Below are 23,257 nucleotides of genomic sequence, written 5' to 3' on the forward strand. Positions count from 1 at the left end.
CGCTCCACAAAGGGATAAGTGGAGCGATATTTAAAACTACTTAAGCGCTGTTAACGCGCCACTCTCTACATCACTTTTATTGTAAACACCGGTATCTAACACCCAAGCTGTTATTAGTTTTGCAGGTGTTACATCAAATGCGGGATTATACACATTGGCATTAGTGGGTGCCCACAGCGCCTCACCAAAACTGCCACTTACGCCGCGTACCTCTGCGCTATTTCGCTGCTCTATTGCTATATCGCTACCGCAAGCTGTTTGTGTATCAAGCGTAGTTAAAGGCGCGACAACATAAAAGGGAATATCATGAAAATGGGCCAATACAGCTAAATTATAAGTTCCCACTTTATTAGCAAAGTCGCCATTAGCAGCAATACGATCGGCGCCTACCACTATTTTATCTACCTTGCCTGCGGCCATTAAACTTGCTGCCATATTATCGCAAATAAGCGTATACGGTACTTGCCAGCGCTCAAGTTCGAACGCGGTTAAACGCCCGCCTTGCAACAAGGGCCGCGTTTCATCAACCCACACATGTATATTGCCGTGTTGTTGCTGCGCTTTGTAAATAACGCCTAATGCTGTACCAATACCAGCAGTCGCTAATGCGCCGGTATTACAATGGGTTAAAATATTGTCGCCGCTGTTTATAAGCTCAGCTCCGTGCGTTGCCATGCGCTCACATAGGGCAATGTCTTCAATAAAAAGGCGCTCTGCGCTGCACACCACTGCTGCTACAAAGTCATCGCTTTTAAGGGCCTCTCTTAATGTAGCCATACAATGCATTAAATTAACAGCGGTTGGCCTTGTGGCTTCAAGCTCATCAATTGCTTTTGCAAGCGCCGCTTGAGTTCCCCCCTGCTGCGCTAAATGAGCAACCAGCAAACTCGCACCTAAGCCTATTAATGGTGCGCCACGAATTTTTAAACTGATGATCAGCTCCTTCATCGTCTCAACACTATGGCATTCGTGCCATACCTGCTGATGAGGAAGTAAATACTGGTCAAGCACACTTAATGTGCCGTTTTCATATTTTAAACTGCTTGCGATTAGGTTTTGCATGGTGAGGCTGCTTAAATAAAATGCGTAAGGGTATTTTACATCAGTTTGAACAACTCTCAAGTTAGACTTGTAGACATCTAAACATTTAAAGGTATAGAATGCCCAAAAAGGTTATTTGAGAACTCACTATGGCTAACTATGTCGCGTTTGATGCGCAGCGCGCAATTGAATATGTAAATTCGCTAATTGACTCTAAGCAGTATGATTTTTTTAATACTGGCGCACACTTAACTGCGTACGAATTTGGTGACGGTAACCTTAATTTAGTATTTAGAATTAGCGATGAGCACCATAACAGCATTATTTTAAAGCAAGCACTGCCTTATGCTCGTTGTGTAGGTGAATCATGGCCGCTCACGCTTGATAGAGCCCGTATTGAGGCGCAAGTGTTACTTAACCATGGGGCTATTTGCCCACAAAACACCGCTAAAGTACTGCACTATAACCAAGCTTACGCACTTACTATTTTAGAAGATTTAGGTCACTTAAAAATATTGCGCGCGGCGCAAAATAACGCGGAGCAATTTCCTAAGTTAGCCGAGCACGTAGCTACGTATTTAAGCCATACCGGGTTTTATAATTCAGATTTTTACCTAACCGCCCAGCATAAAAAGGCCCTCGTACAGCAATTTACTAACCCTGAGCTTTGCCAAATTACAGAAGATTTATTTTTTAGCGATCCGTATACAGATCACGAACGCAATCACTTTGACGAGCAACTTACTACACATGTACACGCTTTGCGTGATAACACGGCACTTAAGTTAGAAGTTGCGAAATTAAAAGCTAATTTTTTATCTAACCCGCAAACATTGCTGCACGGCGATATGCACAGCGGCAGCATTTTTGTAGATACCAATACCACTAAAGTGATTGACCCCGAGTTTGGCTTTTTTGGCCCTGTTGGCTTTGATATAGGCTCTTTTATTGGCAATTTACTATTAAATTACTGCGCACAAGCAGGGCATATTGAAGAGTTTGTAGCACGACGAAACTATCAAACGCATTTACTTAGCTGCATTGTTGAAAGCTATAACTTATTTGAGCAACAATGGTTAGCTTTAATTGCCAACCACAGCACAGATCACACCCTTAATACCGACGGCTACCCACAGTACTTTATGAAAACCGTATTACAAGACGCCATAGGTTATTGTGGAACAGAACTAATTAGGCGCACCATAGGGCTCGCGCATGTGGTAGATATTGACAGCATTGAAGATGAAAATACGCGCCTTGCAGTACAAAAACAAACGCTGAGCTTAGGTGAGCAACTTATTTTAAATGCCAAAAACTGCGACAGCAAAGATGCCTTTTTTAGTTTATTAATAAGCCAGCTAAATTAAAAAAGGCGCCAAAGCGCCTTTTTTACTACCAATACCGTTATTGGTAGTTTTCGTAAATTTTATCGAGCGGCTCCGACAGCCCACTTTCTTGCACTATACGCACGTGTTTACGCCTTAATTCCCGCGCACTCGTTACACCACATGAGTGGGCAATTAAGCCAGCACCGTAATGAATATATTTATTATAATTGGCAACCCGCTGGGCTTTATCGGCAACATTTAAACCACGCTGTAGCCGCTCGTTATGGGTAGTAACACCGGTTGGGCAGGTGTCTTTATTACATTGCATGGCCTGTATACAGCCTAACGCAAACATATGACCACGCGCAGAAACAACAAAATCAGCACCCAAAGCAAGCGCCCATGCCACCTTAGAGGGCACAATTAACTTACCCGATACAATGACTTTTACCCGCCCTGTTAAGCCATGTTTTTCAAGCATATTAACAACCAGCGGTAAGCTTTCGCGCAGCGGTAAACCTACCGAATCTAATAAGGGTTGTGGCGCTGCGCCCGTACCGCCATCGGCACTATCAATAGTGATAAAGTCCGGTGCTGATTCAAGCCCGCGATGGTTTATTTCTGCAAATAGTGTTTCTAGCCAAGTGTAATCACCAATAACGGCTTTAAAGCCGGTAGGTTTGCCTGTGGCGTTTCGCACTGTGGCAATCATATCTAATATGTCGCTTGGCTTTTTGATCTCTGGGTGCCCATTTGGGCTAATTGAATCTTTACCCTCAGGGATGCCCCTTATTTTAGCAATTTCAGCATTAACTTTTTTACCTGGTAACATACCGCCTTTACCTGGTTTGGCACCTTGGCTTAATTTAAGCTCAAACATTTTTACGTTTTTATGCGCCGCAATTTCTTTAAGTTTATCAATACTTAGATTTCCAAGCTCGTCGCGCACACCATACTTAGCCGTACCAATTTGAAACACCAAATCGGCTCCGCCCTCTAAGTGATAAGGGCTTAACCCGCCTTCGCCGGTATTCATCCAGCAGCCGGCTAATTTTGCCCCTTTTGATAACGCTCTAACAGCCGGTTTTGAGAGCGCACCAAAGCTCATTCCCGATATATTAAACAAGGAGTTAGTGGTGTACGGCGTTTTACAATAAGGGCCTAACGTTACATTACTTGGGTCCAACGCCTCTTCATCTAAGGTAGGAAAAGCACAGTTCATAAACATCACTGTACCTGTTACCTCTAAGCTTTGCGTGGAGCCAAATGCAGCGGTACGATCGACATCTTTTGCAGCCCGATACACCCAGCTGCGCTCTGCTCGGTTAAACGGCATTTCTTCTCTATCGAGGGCAAAAAAGTACTGCCTAAAAAACTCGCCTTGGCGCTCAAAAAAGTACCTAAAGCGGCCAATAACCGGGTAATTTCGCCTAATTGCATGCTTTGTTTGAGTAATATCACGAAAATAAAAAACAATAATGGTAAGTACAATTAATCCTAATGCAACAATAAAAATACTCGCAAATACATCAATACTAAAAATTATAAAATCGCTCATCCAAGGCCCCTTGATGGCTGTTTTTAAAAATAAAAAAGGTGTTGCGTCAAAATGACACAACACCTTTCGTTGTTCAAGGTTTATACCTTTAGATAATTAGCTTTGTGCGTTTTCAAGCTCAGCTTTTATATACAAACGAACTTGCTCTTCAAGCACTGATAACGGCACAGAACCATGACGCAATACTTGATGATGAAACTCACGAATATCAAAACGTGGCCCAAGCGCTTGCTCGGCCTCTGTGCGTAAACGCTTGATAGTCAGCTCGCCAATTTTGTACGACAAAGCTTGCCCCGGCCACGAAATATAGCGGTCGGTTTCGGTTTTAACATTATGTAATGAAAGCGCTGTGTTTTCGCTCATAAAGTTCATAGCGCGCTCGCGGCTCCAGCCGTACATGTGCATACCTGTATCAACCACTAAACGAGCTGCACGCCACATTTCATAGGTTAAACGGCCAAATCGGCTGTATGGGTCTTGGTAAAAGCCTGCTTCTATACCTAAGTATTCAGAATAAAGCCCCCACCCTTCACCAAAAGCCGAAAGGTAGGCATCACGTCGGTAGCTTGGTAAGTTTTCAAGCTCTGCATTAAGCGATATTTGTAAATGATGCCCTGGTACGGCTTCGTGTAAGGTCAGCGCCTCTAATACATACAACGGGCGCTTATCTAGCGCATATGTATTTACCCAATAATAACCCGCTTGATCGCTTCGGCTCGAGCCAACATAGCGACCGGTTGTATATTTAGGGGCTATATTTGCAGGTACAGGTGCAACGCCATAGGGCATACGTGGCAATGTATGAAATAACTTAGGCAGCTGCGCGTCCATTTTTTTAGCTATATAAGCAGCTTCTTTTAATAGCTGCTCTGGAGTGGTGGCGTAAAATTGCGGATCGGTACGTAAAAAGTGGATAAAATCGGCAAACGTGCCTTCAAATCCTACTTCTTTAATTATTGCCTGCATTTCACTGCGGATACGCGCCACTTCAGATAACCCCAGCTGATGTATTTCATCAATGCTCATATTTGTGGTGGTGTAATACTGTGCGCGGTTTTTATAAAACGCCTTGCCATTAGGGGTTTGCGAAATACCAATCGTAGTGCGTGCACCTGGCTGATATTGCGTAGTAAAAAATGTTAGATACGCTTTGTAAGAGGCAATAACATCATTTTTTATGATGCGTTTAGCTTTTTGCTGTAACGCTTTAAAGTCGTTTTCGCTTAGCCCTGCTGTGTTCGTTTTAAACGGGGAGTAAAAGTCTGACTGCGTTACATCATCCACTATGTAAGCACTTATTGAATCTTCATACCCAGCTAATACCGCTTGTGGTTGAGTAAGTCCCGTTTCGAGCCCCTTTTTCATCCAATGTATGTTTTGCTCAAAAAAGCGCGGCACTTGTTCAAGGCGGGCTAAATACGTTTCTAACTGTTGCGGTTGCTTGTACTGTGAACTACTAATCATATAAGACAAGCTAGAATGGAACCCATACTCAGAAGTTAGCGGCATGTAGTGCGCATTAAATACGTATTCATCAACACTGTTTTGTACTTGCGCACGAATAATACTGAGGTTAATACTGTTTTCACTTGAAAGCTCATCGCTATCAATTGCATCTAAACGACTTAATAATGCTGTTTTTTCCTCATATTGCTGCTTTAAAAATTCAGCCGATAAATTAGGTAATAAATAGCCATCAACCCCTTTAGGCTGTGTGTAGGGATTTACACGTTTGCGGTAATCAACAATACTTTGCGCCACTTGTTCAAATTGTGTGTTTGCGTTGGGGCTTGTTAATGTACATGCGCTTAGCGTGCCAAAAAGTGATAGCACAAGCAGTGTGCGGCAAATTCGCGGGGGTAAGGAATAATTCATTTTAGTTTTACTTAACCATACAATAGATTTCACAAAACTATCGTAGGCTGAGTAAATAGCAAGATAAATGCGATTAATCTCAATAACACACGCTTAATTGGAGCGGGTAAAATAAGCTGAACCCGCCTAAATTAAGCTAATTACGTGCTCTTTGATGATAAAATCAGCTATTAGGCAGCAAAAGTAAAAATTTAAGTTCACTAATACTGGTTTTTACTTTTAAATAGCCTGGTTAACGATTATTGTAGTAAAAAAATAATAAAGCTTGGATGCATTGCCGCCTCATTGAAGAGTTATTTTAATGTGTAATTTAATGCGTACTTAGTTGGTAGTTAAAATGATGTTCCATGATTCCATGGCTGTAGCTCAAGAAAAAATGACGAATGTATGCCTGTTTTTAGAACGTCATACGCTGCCTCCCTCTCCGTTAAATTACCACGTTGCCTATACCTATATTAGTAAAGTAAATCCTCAGCTAAATAACGCCATAGACGAGGTCATTACTAATAAAGCCCAAATTGATAGTATTTTGATTGAGCAGCTCTACTTTGAGTTTTTAAACGAAGGGCATACCACGCAAGTGGCAATGATTAATAACGTAAATGGGGTTATTGATTCACTGTCGCGCAATGCGCAATCAACCGAAAAACAAATTGTTAGCTTTGCCGGCCAAGTAAGTGAGTGCATGCACACGCTTGATGAGAATAATATAGAGCAAAGCCGCCAAGCACTCGATACGTTAAACACGCAATCAGCCACGTTACTTGAGCAACACAAGCACTTCAAACACGAGCTACATAAAGCTAAAAAGTTACACGAAAAAACCCAAAAACAGCTGGCGCAATTACGTAAGCAGCACATTATTGACTCACAAACGGGGCTGTATAAACGTCATTATTTAACGCAGCAAACCCAACTATGGAGCAACCAAGACAAATCAATTTGCGCAATTGCAATTCAAATAGATAATTTAGATCATTTTGTAGATAATTACGGCGATATAATTGGCGAAGTTATTTTGAACAAAGTAGCTAAACAAGTAAAAAAATATGTTTTTCAAAGTGGTTTACCTGGGCGCACAGCAAAGGACCAATTTACCGTATTACTGCCAGATATAGACCCCGAAACCGCCAATGTTATTGCTGAAAAAGTGCGTAATGGCGTAGAAAAACTTCGCTTTGTTAGCTCAAAAAGCGGCACTAAGCTGCCTGGCATTAACTTATCTTTAGGCATAGCGCAGCAACTCAAAAATGATGACTTTAACATGTTAGCTAAAAAAGCCTCGCAAGCGGCATTTAAAGCACGCTCACTGGGGCAAAGTAGCTTTACAGCTGGCCACTAGGTTTTACGCTAAATTACCTGATAAATCATATTCAAATTGCACCTGCAGTATACAATCAAGTACACTAGTCTTTATTGCCACGATAGAGACTAACCATGAACGAAACAGAGCAAAAGACCACGCATTTTGGCTATAAAACCGTAGCCGAAAACGATAAAGCCTCAATGGTTGCAGACGTATTTCACTCGGTTGCAGCAAAGTACGATGTAATGAACGATTTAATGTCTTTTGGTGTACATCGATTATGGAAACGTCAAACTATAGCCAGCTCAGGTGTTCGCAAAGGCCACCACGTCCTTGATTTAGCAGGCGGCACTGGCGACCTAACAGCAAAATTTAGCCAGCTAGTCGGTGACACCGGCCAAGTAGTTTTAGGCGACATTAACTCATCAATGTTAAAAGTAGGCCGTGAAAAGCTACACAACTTGGGTTTAGTCGGCAATATCGACTACGTGCAAATGAATGCCGAAATGCTGCCATTTCCAGATAACAGCTTTGATGTGATCACGATTGCCTTTGGCCTACGTAATGTAACCGATAAAGACAAAGCTCTTCGCTCTATGTACCGTATTTTAAAGCCAGGTGGACGTTTATTAGTATTAGAGTTTTCCAAACCTGAGCATGAAATTTTAAGTAAAGCGTACGATTTTTACTCGTTCAATCTATTACCAACTATGGGTAAAGTAGTGGCGAACGATAGCGAGTCATACCAATACTTAGCTGAGTCGATTCGTATGCACCCAGACCAAGAAACCTTAAAAGCAATGATGGAAGAAGCAGGCTTTGAACAAACAACGTATCAAAACCTAACCGGTGGTATTGTTGCACTGCACCGTGGTTTTAAATATTAAGGCAGGCAGTTATGGCGTTTGAGCAAAAAAGCGAAAATGTGATCGCAGCAAAACCCGATTCACAGTTTTTTATGTTACCTAATTTTGTACTTTCGCTTATAGAGCGAGTGCTTAATAAGGTACTGCAACTCGACGCCACCTTAATAGATAAGCTCGGTGCCGTTAAGCACAAACCATTAAAGGTCGAAATCCGCAATTGGCAGCAGCAAATAGTATTAACCTTTGATGGTAAACTATTACACCTTTACAGTGCCAGCGTTAGAGATAGCGCAGAGTGTATGATCAGCGCAGATATAGATACACTCATGGCGCTTAAAGACCCAGCCATGCTTACACAGCTCATTCGTCAAGATAAGCTAGACCTGCAAGGCGACTTAAACGTCGCTCAGGCATACAGCGCCGCATTTTCTGGGCTAGATATAGATTGGCCTGAGCAACTATCGCACTATATTGGCGATGCGCCCGCACAACAACTTTACATACAGCTAAACGCTTTACGCAGTAAAGAGCGTAAAGCGCGTCAGCAAATTAGCACCACATTAACCAGCCTATGCCAAGATGAGCTCGCTGTAACTATTCACCCTTTAGAGCTTGAACAATTTAAACAACAAAACCGAGTGCTAAAAGGGCAAGTGGCCGCTATTGAACAACGCATAAATGCATTAATCAACTCTTCTAACACCAACAGCCGCTAAGGATTTTTTGTGTCGACTGCTCGATTGTATTACATCACTAAAACATTACTTAGCTACGGATTAGATGAGTTAATACCAAAACAAAAAATACCTTGGTACGCTAAAATTGCGCGTGGTAGCTTGTTTTGGTTACGTAACCAGCACAAAAATAAACCAGCGGGCTTGCGCCTGCGCTTAGCCTTGCAAGAGCTTGGCCCAGTGTGGATTAAGTTTGGCCAAATGCTTTCTACCCGCCGAGACTTACTTCCTCACGACATTGCGTTAGAGCTTGCTTTTTTGCAAGACCAAGTCGAGCCTTTTGAGGGCGAACTTGCCCAAAAAATAATTGAAAAAGCGCTCGAAATCAGCGATATAAACCAGTTATTTAGTGAGTTTTCGCAAACCCCATTGGCCTCAGCGTCTATTGCGCAAGTGCATACTGCTAAGCTAGTTGATGCCCATAACAATACCCAAGATGTTGTTATAAAAGTGATTAGGCCAAACATAAAAACACAAATTAATGCCGACTTAGCACTTATGGAAAAGCTCGCTAAAGTGCTTGCCAATGTACACAGCGAAGCAAAAAGGTTACGCCCTGTCGAGGTGGTGAAAGAGTATAAAAAAACCTTGTTAGATGAGCTCGATTTAATGCGCGAAGGCGCAAATGGCATACAACTTAAGCGTAACTTTGAAGGCTCTGATTCGTTATATATCCCAGCTGTTTATAGCGATTATAGCCGCAGTAACGTTTTGGTTATGGAGCGTATTTACGGAATTCCGGTCTCAGATACCGAGTCGTTAATTGCGCAAAATACCAATATGAAATTACTCGCTGAGCGCGGTGTAGAAGTGTTTTTTACCCAAGTATTTAGAGACAGTTTTTTTCATGCTGATATGCACCCTGGCAATATATTTGTCTCTCGCGAGCACCCTGAAAACCCCATGTATATTGGTATCGACTGTGGCATTGTTGGCACATTAAACAAAGAAGATAAACGCTATCTCGCAGAAAACTTTATCGCCTTTTTTAATCGTGACTACCGCCAAGTTGCTCAGCTACATGTTGACTCGGGCTGGGTTCCGCCCGATACCAGCATAGAAGAGTTTGAATTTGCAATTCGTACCGTGTGCGAACCTATATTTAATAAGCCGCTGGCTGAGATATCGTTTGGCCATGTACTCGTTAATTTATTTAACACCGCACGCCGCTTTAACATGCAAGTACAGCCGCAGTTAGTATTATTACAAAAAACGTTATTATACGTTGAGGGCTTAGGGCGTCAGCTTTATCCTCAGCTTGATTTGTGGAAAACCGCTAAGCCATTTCTAGAAGATTGGGTAAAACAACAAGTTGGACCGTTATCAGTAATGAAACAAATGTATGCTAACTTGCCATTTTGGGCTGAAAAAATGCCAGAACTACCTGATTTAATTTATCAAAATTTAAAACGTAGTCCGCAAATGCAGCATTCTCAGCCAAGTAAAGTGTCACACAAAGCGCTAGTACTTAGCCTATTTGGCAGTGCTACACTGATTGTATCGGCACTGTGTTATCTGCAGCACGACCTCATAGCGGCAGGCGTAACATTAGCGGCGTCTGCAATTAGCTTTATTGTGGCGTGGCGTAACACATAAACTAAGTGCTATTTATGCCACAGGGCGTATAATTAGTACTTAAAATAAACATTTAAGCATTTATCAGTTGGAGATAACCATGGGTTTAGGTGGCATTAGTATTTGGCAATTATTGATTGTTTTAGCGATTATCGTACTTCTTTTTGGTACTAAAAAACTACGCGGCATGGGTGGTGATTTAGGCGGTGCAGTAAAAGGGTTTAAAAAAGCCATGTCTGATGATCAAACTAAAGAGACTGAAAGCGAAAAAGCAGAGCAAATCCAAGAGTCTCAAAAAGCAGCGCCAACACAGACACAAAGCACTGAAAAAACCAAAGACGATACTAAGGTTTAAGCAATATGGGAATGTGGGAGCTCGTTGTTGTTTTTATTGTTGGCCTAGTGGTACTTGGCCCTGAGCGGTTACCGGTTGCCATTCGCACCGTAATGCGCTGGGTAAAAACCGTTAAGTCGATGGCCAACTCAGTTAAAGCAGAAGTGAGTGAAGAGCTACGCATACACGAGCTTCACGAAAACCTAAAAAAAGCAGAGCAACAAGAGCTTAAAGATTTAAGCCCTGAGCTACAACAATCGGTTGATGAACTGCAAAAAGCAGCGCAGTCGGTTACTCATAGCTATAAAAACACTTCAAGCACGTCATCTAACGAACAACTCGATGAAAAAAAGTGAAATTAATTCCCCTATTTGTGGTCAACTTATTACGTGGTATAAAAAATAATGTCTGAACAAGCTAAATCAGGGTTCGTCGCTCACTTAATTGAGCTGCGCGATCGGCTTATTAAATCACTTTTTAGTATTTTAGTGATATTTATTGGCCTAGTGTATTTTGCCAATGATATATATGAGTTTGTAGCCGCCCCTTTAGTCGCACATTTGCCAAGCACTGCCACTATGATAGCTACCGATGTTACGGCACCGTTTTTTGCACCGTTTAAACTAACGCTATTTGTTGCTTTGTTTGGCGCTATTCCGTGGATATTGCATCAAATTTGGGGATTTATAGCACCTGGCTTATACCAACACGAAAAACGCATGCTAATGCCAATTTTGGCCTCGAGTATTTTGCTATTTTATGGCGGTATCGCTTTTTGCTACTTTATAGTGCTCCCTATTATATTAGGCTTTTTTACTAGTGTAGGGCCGCAAATGATGACCCTAGCACCGGATATTAGTAGCTATTTAGGATTTGTACTTAAGCTATTTTTTGCATTTGGTGTGGCGTTTGAAATACCCGTAGCCATAATGTTGCTATGTTGGAGTGGCGCTACAACCACGCAGAGTTTAAAGCAAAAACGCCCTTATATTGTGGTTGGTGTATTTGTTGTGGCGATGTTTTTAACACCGCCCGATGTGTTATCACAAACACTATTAGCACTTCCTATGCTGCTTTTATTTGAGCTAGGGTTAATTTTAGCGAAATTTTATAGCGCTAAAGAACAACAGGAATCTGAGGAATAAAATGAAAAAACAACTACTCTCACTACTGGTTTTACTAAGCGCACCGACGTTTGCAGCGCAAGAAATTAACGTGCAAGCTTTGCAAGCATGTAGCTTTATTGAAAACGACTTTAACCGTTTACTATGTTATGACAACACAGTGGCAGGTAAACCGCTTACTAAACCTAGTGAGAAAAAAACCCTTACCCCACCAAAAGCCGTAACCAATGTATCGCCAAACGTAAGTGCACCTGTTGCAGCTGTTTCTAAAGCAGCGCCTGCTGCTAAAGCAGATGATTTTGGCCTTGAGCATAAAGAGATCACTAAAGATAAAGACGAAAATATCACAGCATTAGTATCATCAGTTAGAAAAGCTCCTTATGGCGAGCTCATTATTACCCTTGATAACGATCAGCAATGGCGTCAAATTGGTTCTGACAGTCTTAAATTAAAAGAGTCTGATACAGTGGTTATTAGCCGCGGTGTATTTAATTCTTTTTTACTTCGTAAAGATGGTCAAAACCGCTCAATCCGTGTGAAGCGCACTCAGTAATGACCTACACGTTAGTTGATGCAGGCGTTAATTTAACCAATCACCAGTTTGAAGGTGAGCATCAGGCCATTATTGCCCGCGCAAATGCCGCGGGCGTGCAAGCTATGTTACTTATCGGCTGCGATGTGCCTAGTAGCGAACAATCGCTTACATTAGCAAAACAATATAATCAGTTTTCTACTGCTGGCGTGCATCCACATGACGCTAAAGACGCCACCGATGAACTTGAAGCCACTTTAACGCAGCTTGCTAGTAACGATTGCGTTGTGGCCATTGGTGAGTGTGGGCTTGATTATAATCGCGATTTTTCTCCTCGCGATATTCAGCGCAGCGTATTAAAACGCCAGTTAGCGTTAGCTGAAAAACTAAACCTACCTGTTTATTTACACGAACGTGACGCAAGCGAAGATATGCTAAATATTTTGGCTAACTATAACGTACGTGGTGTGCTGCATTGCTTTACAGGCAATGCCCAAGCACTTAAAGATTATTTAGAATTAGGCCTTTATATTGGCATTACTGGGTGGGTGTGTGACGAGCGCCGCGGTAAAGCATTGCAACAATTGGTGCCAAGTATCCCGCTTGAGCGGTTATTAATAGAAACCGATGCGCCTTTTTTAATTCCACGCACAATAACCCCTAAACCAAAATCACGTAAAAATGAGCCCGCCTATCTTAGCTATGTGTGTGAAACACTCGCTAAGCTTTATAACGTTGAACCAAGTACTATTGCCACCCATAGTACGGCTAACTTTTATAGCTTATTTGATATAGCAGGTCGCTAATGACAAGCCCAAAGGCGCTATTTAGCCTATTTATGCTCCTTTGTTCATTTTGCAGTGTTGCAAACCCCGTAATTTCTGAAAATTTTAAATCAATAAAAATAGACACCCTGAGCTATTCGTTTACGCCCACCACAGCAAACAATGCCTACCATGAGGTTAGCGACTGGCAAACAGTAAGTGATAAGCCATTAAATTTAGGGTTTGAACAACGCCCTGTATGGGTCAAGTTTACAGTTAAAAATACCTTAAATAACAATATAAGCCCTATTTTATCGCTCGATAACCCGCTGTTAAATGAAGCGCAAATTTTTCATTTTTATAATTCAGCACTGCTCTCACACATGCAAACTGGCGATAACTTTAAGCTCTCATCACGGCTAATAAAAAGTGAATCTTTATTAGCAACCTTGAGGCTGCCGGCAAATAGTATTAGCACCGTAATAATGAAGGTTAACAACAGTGCTGGGCTACGCATCCCGCTGACTTTATGGCAACCAGATGCCTACCTAGCGCATAAAGGTAAACTTAATTTAATTTATGGCTTACTCATTGGTTTTTTATTTTCATTGGCCATAAGTTGCTTGGTTTTGTATGGGTTTTCGCGCAAGTTGTATTTTGCTTATGCAGGCATTATTACGCTGACCTTAGGTGTGCTACTGGCTTATTTATGCGGTTTTGGCGCTCGTTATTTTCATCCAAATTCGCCTTCATTACAGCAAGTAATGATACCTGTTTTACTAATGCTCACTACGCTTGCTTTTGTGCCGCTACAAAAACAACTGTGCCAACCTAAAGCCTCTAAACTACTAAAATGGCAAACCATTGTTGCTAATATTTACGCAATTAGCCTGCTGTTTATGTGGGCTTTACCTAGCACAGTGTTTACCCCATTTAGCTTACTGGCGAGCCCGATTGTTATTATTTATTGCTTGGTAAGCGCCTACATCTGCCAGCAAAATGCGCCTTCAAAACCAATTCAAGCACTACTAATTGCACTCATGCTATTTTTACTTGTTATGGTGTACCTTATTGTTGCGGTATTTGGCTTATATCCTTTAGGTAGAAGTAGCTTAGCTTTTGTTTTTATATGCTTTTTTGGTAGTACATTTTGCCTATGTTATGGCGTTATGAAGCGCTTTATTTTAGAGCGTGATGAACAAGTTATTGCTCAACAAACCTTGATTGCTGAAAATGCAGCCCAAGATACACTATTAAATGAGCGACTCGCGCTGCAAGCCCAAACACAAAAAGAATTAGAGTCGTTAGTTGATGAGCGCACCTTTGAGTTACAAGTCACTTTGCGTGAACTAGAAGATAAAAACCGCGAGCTTGAGCTACTTAATATGGAAGACGCGCTGAGTGGCGTTAAAAATCGTCGCTTTTTTGATAAAAAATTAGTGATGGAACTGCGTCGCTCTCGGCGTGAACAAACGCCTTTGAGTATGATTATGCTCGATATAGACAGGTTTAAACGCGTAAATGATAACTACGGGCACTTAACCGGCGACCAAGTAATACGCGCTGTAGCCGACATTATAAAACAACATTTAAAACGCCCGTTGGATGAAGTGGCTCGCTACGGCGGCGAAGAGTTTGTTGTTTTGCTACCTAGCACTCCAAAAGAGGGGGCTGTTGATATTGCTGAAAAAATTCGCCAAGCCGTAGAGAGTAATACCGTAAACGTAGCCGGAACATCCGTAAAAGTAACCATTAGTGCTGGCGTAAACAGCGCTGTAGTAAACGATATTAGTAACCCTGAGCTATTTACAGACGACGCAGATAAAGCGCTCTATTTCGCTAAACAACATGGCCGAAATCAAGTAATTAGTTTTCCAATTCCACAGTAGGAGCTTAGTAACATGGCCCAATCAGGACTCGACCTTTTCCCATATACCCGCATGCGTAGAATGCGCCGCAGTGATTTTTCTCGCCGTCTTATGGCCGAAAACCAACTATCGGTGAACGATTTAATTTTTCCGGTATTTGTGCTTGAAGGTAAAAACCGCCGCGAAGCAATTGAATCAATGCCAGGAATTGAGCGTTTATCAATTGATTTATTGCTTGAAGAAGCTAAAGAGCTTGTAGATTTAGGTGTACCTGCCGTCGCTATTTTTCCGGTAACCCCTGCTGACAAAAAGTCTTTGATGGCCGAAGAAGCCTACAGTGAAGATGGCTTAGCACAACGCACTGTTCGTGCTTTAAAAGAAGCTTTTCCTGAGCTTGGGGTTATTACCGATGTAGCCCTTGACCCATTTACTACTCATGGCCAAGACGGCATTATTGATGATGAAGGTTATGTAATTAATGACATAACCACTGAAATTCTTGTGAAGCAGGCGCTTTCGCACGCCGAGGCAGGCGCAGATGTGGTTGCGCCCTCTGACATGATGGATGGCCGTATTGGTGCTATTCGCGAAGCACTTGAAGCAGATGGACATATTCACACACGCATAATGGCTTACTCAGCTAAATATGCCTCTAGCTATTACGGGCCGTTTAGAGACGCTGTAGGCTCTGCAGGTAACTTGAAAGGGGCCGACAAAAAAACGTATCAAATGGATCCTGCCAACTCTGATGAGGCAATTCGTGAAGTGGCACTTGATTTACAAGAAGGCGCCGACATGGTGATGGTGAAACCCGGTATGCCGTACCTTGATATTGTTCGTCGTGTTAAAGATGAATTTGGTGTACCTACTTTCGCATATCAGGTCAGTGGCGAATATGCAATGCACAAAGCGGCAATCGATAACGGCTGGTTGAGTGAAGAGGCCACAATTATGGAATCTTTACTGGCATTTAAACGCGCCGGAGCGGATGGTATTTTAACGTATTTTGCCAAGCAGGCCGCGCAATGGCTGCAAAATAAGTAAACATGTTATCAAAGGCGGTACGCCGCCTTAATTTTTTTACAATCATTAACATATTTGTATTCTTTTTGTCATTTAGATTGCCTAAACTGGTGTCCCATTTTGGGATTTAAATACACGGGAATAATAAAAAATGTTAAAAACGAAAATAACGCCACTGGCGCTTGTATTAGCAAGCCTCAGTGCACCAGCCTCCGCCGATCTAATCATTTCTGAATACATCGAAGGCAGCAGCAACAATAAAGCGATTGAGCTTTATAACAATGCTGATACCGAGCTTTCTCTTGAAGGTTATACTTTAGGACTTTATTCAAATGGTAGTAGTTCGGTAGGTAACTCAATTGATTTATCAGGCACATTGGCTGCCAATACCACCTATATCATTTCAAACTCCGGTGCAGACGCTGCCATTCTTGATATTGCAGACATAACCAGCACAGTAACTTACTACAATGGTGACGATGCCCTTGTTTTAACTAAAGATGGTGTGGTAGTTGATAGCTTTGGCCAAGTGGGTGTTGATCCTGGCTCTTTTTGGTCTGATGATACCGTACAAACTCAAAATAAAACCTTACGAAGAAAAAATAGCATCACAACGGGTCGAACTGACTCAACTGCAACTTTTAATCCTAGCGATGAATGGGAACAGTTTGATATTGACACCTTTGACGGCTTAGGCTCGCATGCTGGCGATGGTGGTACGGCTCCTGCGCCAGACCCTGAGCCAGAACCATTAGAACCGCTTGTATGTGGCGCAGATAAAACGCTAATTAGCGCTGTGCAAGGTTCTGGTGAAGCAAGCCCGTTAGTAGATACCCTTGTTGAAATTGAAGGTGTTGTCACTGCCGATTTTCAAGGTGAAGATGGCTTAGATGGTTTCTTTGTGACCTCGCTTGCTGCAGATGTAGATAACGATCCAATGACCTCTGAAGGTTTGTTTGTTTACTTTACTGATACCGATGTAAATGTAGGTGACCACGTGCGCGTACAGGGCACAGTTGATGAATACTATGATTCAACACAACTTGCAGATGTAACACAAATTGCAGTATGTGGTACTGACGAAGTGGCCTCTGCAACCTCAATAAGTTTACCTTTAGAGAGCCAAGCTGACCTAGAAGCTTATGAAGGTATGCTAGTAAGCCTAGATCAAACACTTGTAGTTACTAACAACTACGGCTTAGGTCGCTATGGTGAAGTAGAACTAGCCACTGAGCGTTTATACCAAGGCACTCAAGTTGCATTGCCAGGTGATGCAGCCAATGCTGTTGAAGCGGCTAACTTGACTAAAAAAATCTTATTAGATGATGGCTCTACAGCTCAAAACTCAGATCCATCGGCTTACCCAGCGCCAGGCCTATCGGCAGAAAATACTCTACGTACCGGCGATACTGTAAATGCGGTAACAGGGGTAGTTACATACAGCTTTAGCACGTATCGCATTCACCCAACAGTTACACCACAGTTTATAGCGACTAATGCGCGTGAAGATGCGCCTGAGCAAAGTGAAGAAGCCGATTTACGAATCGCCAGCTTTAACGTACTTAACTACTTTAACGGAGATGGCCAAGGCGGTGGTTTCCCTACTAGCCGTGGTGCAGACTCAGAAGAAGAGTTTGTACGTCAAGAAGCAAAACTTGTAAGTGCTATTAGTGCAATGCAAGCTGATGTTGTTGGCTTAATGGAAATTGAAAATGATGGCTTTGGTGAGTTCAGTGCTATAGCAAGTTTAGTAAATGCATTAAACGATGCTGACAGCGCTAACAACTACGCGTTTGTAGATTTTAACGTAGCCCAAATTGGTACCGACGAAATCACCACAGCCCTTATTTACCGCGCAGATAAAATAGAAGAAGTAGGCACAGCCGCTATTACTACTGATTACCCGTTTGATTACAGCAACCGTGCACCAATTGCACAAAGCTTTAAGTCACTTTCAACAGATGAAGTATTTACTGTTTCTGTAGCCCACCTTAAATCTAAAGGTAGCTGTGGTGATGATAACAACGACGACCTAGGTGATGGCCAAGGCTGTTGGAATGAAATTCGTACCGAAGCTGCTGATGCGTTTACTGATTGGTTAGACAACAAACCTACTGGCGTAGATGACGAAGATATCATTCTTGTTGGTGATATGAACGCTTATGCAATGGAAGATCCAATCCGTAAGTTTGATGAAAAAGGCTATAAAAACGTAGTCGCAGAGCTTGATGGCGATACACTAAGCTACTCTTATAGCTTCTCTGGCCGTGCAGGTAGCCTTGACCATGCTTTAGCAACCGAGTCTTTACTAAGCAAAGTTGTTGCAGCAAATGATTGGCATATCAATGCTGATGAACCTATCGTGCTTGATTACAACCTAGAGTTTAAGAGCGAAGGTCATCAATCTACGCTATACGCAGAAGGCCCATACCGTGCATCTGATCACGACCCAGTTATTGTTGATATAAAATCTGAAGTAGTACTTACCCCTGAAGAGCAAACACCGGTAATTGCACCTGATCAAATATTCACAGTAGATGAAAACAGCGCTGTAGGCACTGTGATTGGCACACTTGATTTTAGTGACCCTAACGCTGATGTATCACCTGTGGTTAAATTTATCGTATCAGGTAACGATTCTGTATCAATTAACGAGCAAGGTCAGTTAATTGTTGCAAGCGAAGTAGATTACGAGTTTGAAAATCGTATTACCCTTACAGTACAAGCAGAGGATAGTGTAGGTAACGTATCTGAAGCACAAACGGTTGTAGTAAGAGTAAACAACCTACGTGGTGATGACGATAACGACTCAGGCTCATTGCTTTGGTTATCTCTTTTATTAGCGCCACTTTCATTAGTGCGCAGGTTTAAGAAAAAATAACGAGTGATTTGTTTTAAAGCCGCATTTTTGCGGCTTTTTTTATGCTTATAAAAATGTAATTCAGACAAGCTTCAGTAAACAACCCTTAATATCTTCCATACCGTTTATTAACTATTAATAGAATTAGCCGCGCAACAAATACATTAAATGAGTATTTTTTACACATAAGCCGTAGTTAAAACCCTTTTTAATAAATTTAACTGTTGAAATGTAAACACTTTATTTACGGATTAAAAGTTGCACTATAAGTTCGTCACCCTTGTGTAGTAGTTAAGTAACAAACCCTAAGCGTAAAAATAAGTCGTGTTTTTATAAAGGAATGGAAATGAAACAATTAACCCAAACACCTCCTACTTGGCAGAAAAAAGCAACGCCATTATTGGGTCTACTTTTTATTTTTTCTGGCTGGGGCTATAGCACGCAGGCAATAGCAGCAAGTGTTGATGCAGCAATTCCGCAAGAAAGCCTATTTGAAGTAATAAGCGCCCGCGCTAAAAAACTAGCCGAACAAGAATATGCACCTCCAAAAAATATAGAGCTAGAAGCATTAAATAATATTGATTACCAAGATTACCGCTCAATTCGATTTAAGCAGGACAAATCAGTGTGGAAAGATGAAGGCCTGTATGAGCTACAACTCTTTCACCCTGGTTTTTTATATAAAACTCCGGTAACAATTAATACCGTAGAAGGCGACTCAAAACGTAATCGCCTACCTTTTAGTACTGATTTTTATCAATACGATGGCACAGCCGCCCCTTTAAAAGACGAAATAGCAAAAAGCGTAGCCGGCACGCAACTAGGCCATGCAGGCTTTCGCTTACATTACCCAATTAACACAAACGAATACAAAGATGAGGTAATGGTGTTTCAAGGGGCCTCTTATTTTAGAGTTGTTGGTCCTAATCAAGTATATGGTTTATCAGCACGCGGATTAGCAATCGATACCGCCGAAACATCGGGTGAAGAGTTCCCTATGTTTAAAGAGTTTTGGCTTGTTAAGCCCCAGGCTGAGCAAACTAACATCACTATTTTTGCATTGCTTGATAGCCCTTCGGTATCAGGCGCTTACAAATTTGATATTGACCCAACAACCAGCATGTTAGTTGATGTTGATATGCAAATTTTTGCCCGTAAAGATATTAAAAAGCTAGGCGTAGCCCCTTTAACAAGTATGTTTTACCACGGTGAAAACAGCACTAAGTTTTTTGATGACTACCGCCCAGAAGTGCATGATTCAGACGGCTTGTTAACACAGTCAGCTGATAACAAATGGGTATGGCGCCCGCTTAACAACCCAACACAGTTAAGCGTTACCTCGTTTTCGTACACCAACCCTAAGGGGTTTGGTTTAGCACAGCGTGACCGTGACTTTAACAATTACCTAGATACTGAAGCGCACTACCACGACCGTCCAAGCCTGTGGATAGAGCCAAAAGGTGAATGGGGAAATGGCCGAGTTGAGCTAGTAGAAATACCAACAGATACAGAAACGAACGACAATATAGTGAGTTACTGGGTGCCTGAAAAGCCAATGAAAGCTGGTGATTCATTAAAGCTAAGCTACAAAATGAGCACCTTTAACGCCCATTTAACTCAACACCAAAAGGCGCGTGTAACACGCACACGTATTGGTAGCGCAGCGCTGCCAGGTGAAGATAATCCACCACCGCAAAGCCATCGCCAGTTTACCGTCGACTTTGCAGGCCCCGATTTAAACAACCTGTCTGAAAAGCTAACACTTGAAGCCGACATTCAGCTTACAACAGGTGAAGTAAGAGATGTAACAGTGCAAAAACTTCCTAAATCTCTTGGTTGGCGAGTAGCGTTTAAAATTGCACCACAGGACGATCAACCCGTAGATATGCGTTTATCGTTAAAACTTCGTGATAAAGAAATTAGTGAGGTATGGAGCTATGTTTGGTACCCAAATGACATCAAGTAATAAAGGAAAGGGCACACCAATGCCATTCAAAACACTGCGCGTATGGTTGTTTGCTATTGCTGCACTCACTGTTTCAGGGTACGGCATCTCCATTATGTTTGAAATTTTAAGCTCAAACGGAATGACCTTGCTTGAATATGCGCTATTGGTTTTATTTTCAATAACCTTTGCATGGATTGTTACGGCATTTTGTAGCGGCACGATAGGATTTGTACTGCAATTATTTCGTATTGACCCGCTCACCCTAAGACGCATTAAGCCTATTGAGTTTGACAATACCGCGCTTGCACAGCAAAAAACCGCGGTAGTTATGCCTATTTATAACGAAGACACGCACCGTGTTATTGCCGGCTTTGAAGTGAGCTTACAATCGCTAAAAGAGACAGGGCAACTTGCCAATTTTGACTTTTATTTACTTAGCGACACGCAAGACCCTGAAATAGCACAAAACGAGCTAAGCGCATGGCATGCTTTATGTGAGCGTTTAGGCGATAATGCAAAACAGGTTTTCTATCGTCGCCGCGAAGATAATAAACACCGTAAAGTAGGTAACTTAACCGACTTTTGCGAGCGCTGGGGCAGCCAATACGATCACATGATTGTACTTGATGCCGACAGCGTAATGACGGGTAAATGTATGCTAGAGCTGACCACAAGCATGATCAACAACCCGCAAGCTGGTTTAATTCAAACTATCCCTATTCCAGTTCGTCAAGACACCTACTTTGGTCGTTTTTTACAATTTGCCTCTGTGCTTTACAGCCCAATGCTGGCAACGGGGTCTGCTTTTTGGCAAACCGACAAAGCTAATTATTGGGGCCACAATGCCATTATTCGCGTTGAAGCATTTATTAACTATTGTGGTTTACCTACGCTTGAAGGCAACGCCCCCTTTGGTGGCGAAATTTTAAGTCATGACTTTGTAGAAGCTTCACTACTGCACAGTGCAGGCTGGGATGTTCTATTACTTAGCGATATTGAAGGTAGCTACGAAGAAGTACCAAGTAACATTTTAGATTATGCCATACGCGACAGACGTTGGGTTCAAGGTAACATTCAGCATCTTGGTTTATTAGGCTCGTCTAAATTAAAGTTAATGAGTAAGTTTCACTTTTTATTAGGCGCAACCGCTTATATTTCATCGCTTATTTGGTTATCTATGCTGGCACTAAGCACCATAGATGCGGTAACACGTGCATTAAATAGCGATGTGTACTTTAATCGGGTTTATCAGTTATTCCCAACGTGGCAAATAGCTAAAACAGACCTAATTGATTCACTACTTTATTTAACCATTATTATATTATTGGTGCCTAAATTAATGGGTGTAATTGTCACGCTAGTGCACAGAAATAAGCGCTTTGGCGGCTCGTTTAAATTAATACTAGGCTCAATAATAGAGACTGTATTTGCCATTATTGTGGCACCACTTATGATGGTGTTTCATGCTTACTTTGTAGTGTGTGTATTTTTAGGTAAAAAAGTTAAGTGGGATGCACAACCGCGCGAAGGCCGCATGGTACCGTGGAAAGAGGCGTTTAATTACACACTATTTTCTACCTTGGTTGCCATAGTATGGGGTGCTACAGCCTATTACTTTACGCCAGTGTTCTTTTGGTGGTTATCGCCTATATTACTCGGTCTATTACTTGGAGCGCCAATAATACGCTACACCAGTAGCATTAAGTTAGGTGTGCAACTGCGTAAAATGGGAATATTTATTTGCCCTAGCGAAGTTGATAACGACCCTATGCTAAACAACCTTAAAGTACATTTAAAAGAGATTTCGGTACCAGAGCCTGGGCAATACCCTAAAACGGTGCCAGCCCTGCCAAAAGAGCATTTAGTGGTTATGCCAATACAAAGCTTTAATAAGCCTCGCCAGCCAAAGATGAAAGCGCTAAGAGCTAAAGCGATTAAAAAGTTTAATTAGCGCAATGTACTCGTATTAAATATAAAAGGAGCATGAACGCTCCTTTTTATTTATAAAACGCCAATTATACACAGTTTAACATCACGCTCTGCATGAGCTATTATAGTGGACTTTACAATCTACCTTATTTTCATATAACCTAGCTATATTCGCTTTTTCATCTGCTGATAATCGCCAATTGTAAAAGTGGTAACTTTTACCATTTTCTAGCTCAACCTTAAATATGGTACTAATAAATAATGATTTAAATGAAATAGACTTTATTTCTTCGCTATTTATATATTGTTCGCGCATAAAGCGCGTATAGTTTATACCTGCTTGGTAACAGTGTAAGAATCGAAGGTGGATAAAATTAAAGATTATTATTACTCCTATTAACGGTAATAATAATAGAAAAGCCGCTTTTAGAGTAATCGCAAACACGCTTTTTATAACAAACAAAAGTACGAGTACCACAGCACACTTTGTAAATTGCAGCGGCCAGTTAGGGGTAAGTTTAATCGAGTTCATGAATTTACGTCTTATATAAAATGAAATATAGTAAACGCCTCTTCTTCTGAGACTTCCTTA

At 41.7% G+C, this 23,257-nt stretch carries 18 protein-coding genes; 15 read left to right on the forward strand and 3 right to left on the reverse strand.

The genetic code is table 11. The annotated features are described in order from the left end of the window. Nucleotides 1–36 precede the first annotated feature (36 nt). A complete protein-coding gene (gene mtnA / locus MTN96_RS23220; protein WP_248532848.1) occupies nt 37–1,062 on the reverse strand; it encodes an S-methyl-5-thioribose-1-phosphate isomerase in 1,026 nt (341 codons plus the stop codon). A gap of 128 nt (nt 1,063–1,190) precedes the next feature. On the opposite strand from mtnA, the gene mtnK reads away from it, so the two are divergent. Continuing rightward, entirely contained in the window at nt 1,191–2,408 is a 1,218-nt protein-coding gene (gene mtnK / locus MTN96_RS23225; RefSeq protein WP_248532849.1) for an S-methyl-5-thioribose kinase, read from the forward strand. 37 nt (nt 2,409–2,445) lie between these two features. Here the strand turns inward: mtnK and MTN96_RS23230 are convergent, their stop codons facing one another. Further along, entirely contained in the window at nt 2,446–3,927 is a 1,482-nt protein-coding gene (locus tag MTN96_RS23230) for an FMN-binding glutamate synthase family protein (protein WP_138685038.1), read from the reverse strand. 96 nt (nt 3,928–4,023) lie between these two features. Beyond that, nucleotides 4,024–5,802, reverse strand: coding sequence for a DUF885 family protein (locus tag MTN96_RS23235; RefSeq protein WP_248532850.1), 1,779 nt, complete (start codon nt 5,800–5,802; stop codon nt 4,024–4,026). 355 nt (nt 5,803–6,157) lie between these two features. On the opposite strand from MTN96_RS23235, the gene MTN96_RS23240 reads away from it, so the two are divergent. The 14 genes from MTN96_RS23240 (at nt 6,158) to mdoH (ending at nt 22,687) form a co-directional block, all read left to right on the forward strand. Then, nucleotides 6,158–7,144 (forward strand): GGDEF domain-containing protein, encoded by a 987-nt coding sequence (locus MTN96_RS23240; protein ID WP_248532874.1) that lies wholly within the window; start codon nt 6,158–6,160, stop codon nt 7,142–7,144. Between the two features lie 95 nt (nt 7,145–7,239). Continuing rightward, nucleotides 7,240–7,995, forward strand: coding sequence for a bifunctional demethylmenaquinone methyltransferase/2-methoxy-6-polyprenyl-1,4-benzoquinol methylase UbiE (gene ubiE / locus MTN96_RS23245; RefSeq protein ID WP_004587478.1), 756 nt, complete (start codon nt 7,240–7,242; stop codon nt 7,993–7,995). A gap of 11 nt (nt 7,996–8,006) precedes the next feature. Next, nucleotides 8,007–8,690 carry an SCP2 domain-containing protein gene (locus MTN96_RS23250; protein WP_248532851.1) on the forward strand — a complete coding sequence of 228 codons (684 nt, stop codon included), beginning with the start codon at nt 8,007–8,009 and terminating at the stop codon, nt 8,688–8,690. 9 nt (nt 8,691–8,699) lie between these two features. After that, nucleotides 8,700–10,304 carry a ubiquinone biosynthesis regulatory protein kinase UbiB gene (gene ubiB, locus MTN96_RS23255; RefSeq protein WP_029772890.1) on the forward strand — a complete coding sequence of 535 codons (1,605 nt, stop codon included), beginning with the start codon at nt 8,700–8,702 and terminating at the stop codon, nt 10,302–10,304. 79 nt (nt 10,305–10,383) lie between these two features. Next, complete coding sequence (gene tatA, locus MTN96_RS23260; protein WP_004587475.1) at nt 10,384–10,638, forward strand: Sec-independent protein translocase subunit TatA; 255 nt, start codon at nt 10,384–10,386, stop codon at nt 10,636–10,638. Between the two features lie 11 nt (nt 10,639–10,649). Then, a complete protein-coding gene (gene tatB, locus MTN96_RS23265) occupies nt 10,650–10,973 on the forward strand; it encodes a Sec-independent protein translocase protein TatB (protein ID WP_232423994.1) in 324 nt (107 codons plus the stop codon). A 48-nt stretch (nt 10,974–11,021) separates the two neighbouring features. Then, a complete protein-coding gene (gene tatC, locus MTN96_RS23270) occupies nt 11,022–11,762 on the forward strand; it encodes a twin-arginine translocase subunit TatC (RefSeq protein WP_004587473.1) in 741 nt (246 codons plus the stop codon). 1 nt (nt 11,763) lies between these two features. Next, nucleotides 11,764–12,294 carry a hypothetical protein gene (locus tag MTN96_RS23275; protein WP_054983614.1) on the forward strand — a complete coding sequence of 177 codons (531 nt, stop codon included), beginning with the start codon at nt 11,764–11,766 and terminating at the stop codon, nt 12,292–12,294. Next, entirely contained in the window at nt 12,294–13,079 is a 786-nt protein-coding gene (locus tag MTN96_RS23280; RefSeq protein ID WP_248532852.1) for a TatD family hydrolase, read from the forward strand. The genes MTN96_RS23275 and MTN96_RS23280 overlap by 1 nt, the downstream gene beginning before the upstream one ends. Next, nucleotides 13,079–14,926 carry a diguanylate cyclase gene (locus MTN96_RS23285; protein ID WP_248532853.1) on the forward strand — a complete coding sequence of 616 codons (1,848 nt, stop codon included), beginning with the start codon at nt 13,079–13,081 and terminating at the stop codon, nt 14,924–14,926. Before MTN96_RS23280 ends, MTN96_RS23285 begins: the two co-directional genes overlap by 1 nt. 12 nt (nt 14,927–14,938) lie before the next feature. Continuing rightward, on the forward strand, nt 14,939–15,949 hold the full coding sequence (gene hemB, locus MTN96_RS23290; RefSeq protein WP_029772896.1) for a porphobilinogen synthase: 1,011 nt from the start codon (nt 14,939–14,941) through the stop codon (nt 15,947–15,949). A 130-nt stretch (nt 15,950–16,079) separates the two neighbouring features. After that, nucleotides 16,080–18,809, forward strand: coding sequence for an ExeM/NucH family extracellular endonuclease (locus MTN96_RS23295; RefSeq protein ID WP_248532854.1), 2,730 nt, complete (start codon nt 16,080–16,082; stop codon nt 18,807–18,809). 325 nt (nt 18,810–19,134) lie between these two features. Next, nucleotides 19,135–20,754, forward strand: coding sequence for a glucan biosynthesis protein (locus MTN96_RS23300; protein WP_054983610.1), 1,620 nt, complete (start codon nt 19,135–19,137; stop codon nt 20,752–20,754). Continuing rightward, nucleotides 20,726–22,687, forward strand: coding sequence for a glucans biosynthesis glucosyltransferase MdoH (mdoH, locus tag MTN96_RS23305; protein WP_248443730.1), 1,962 nt, complete (start codon nt 20,726–20,728; stop codon nt 22,685–22,687). Before MTN96_RS23300 ends, mdoH begins: the two co-directional genes overlap by 29 nt. The last annotated feature ends 570 nt before the right edge of the window (nt 22,688–23,257 follow it).

The organism is Pseudoalteromonas sp. 2CM28B (assembly GCF_023161935.1).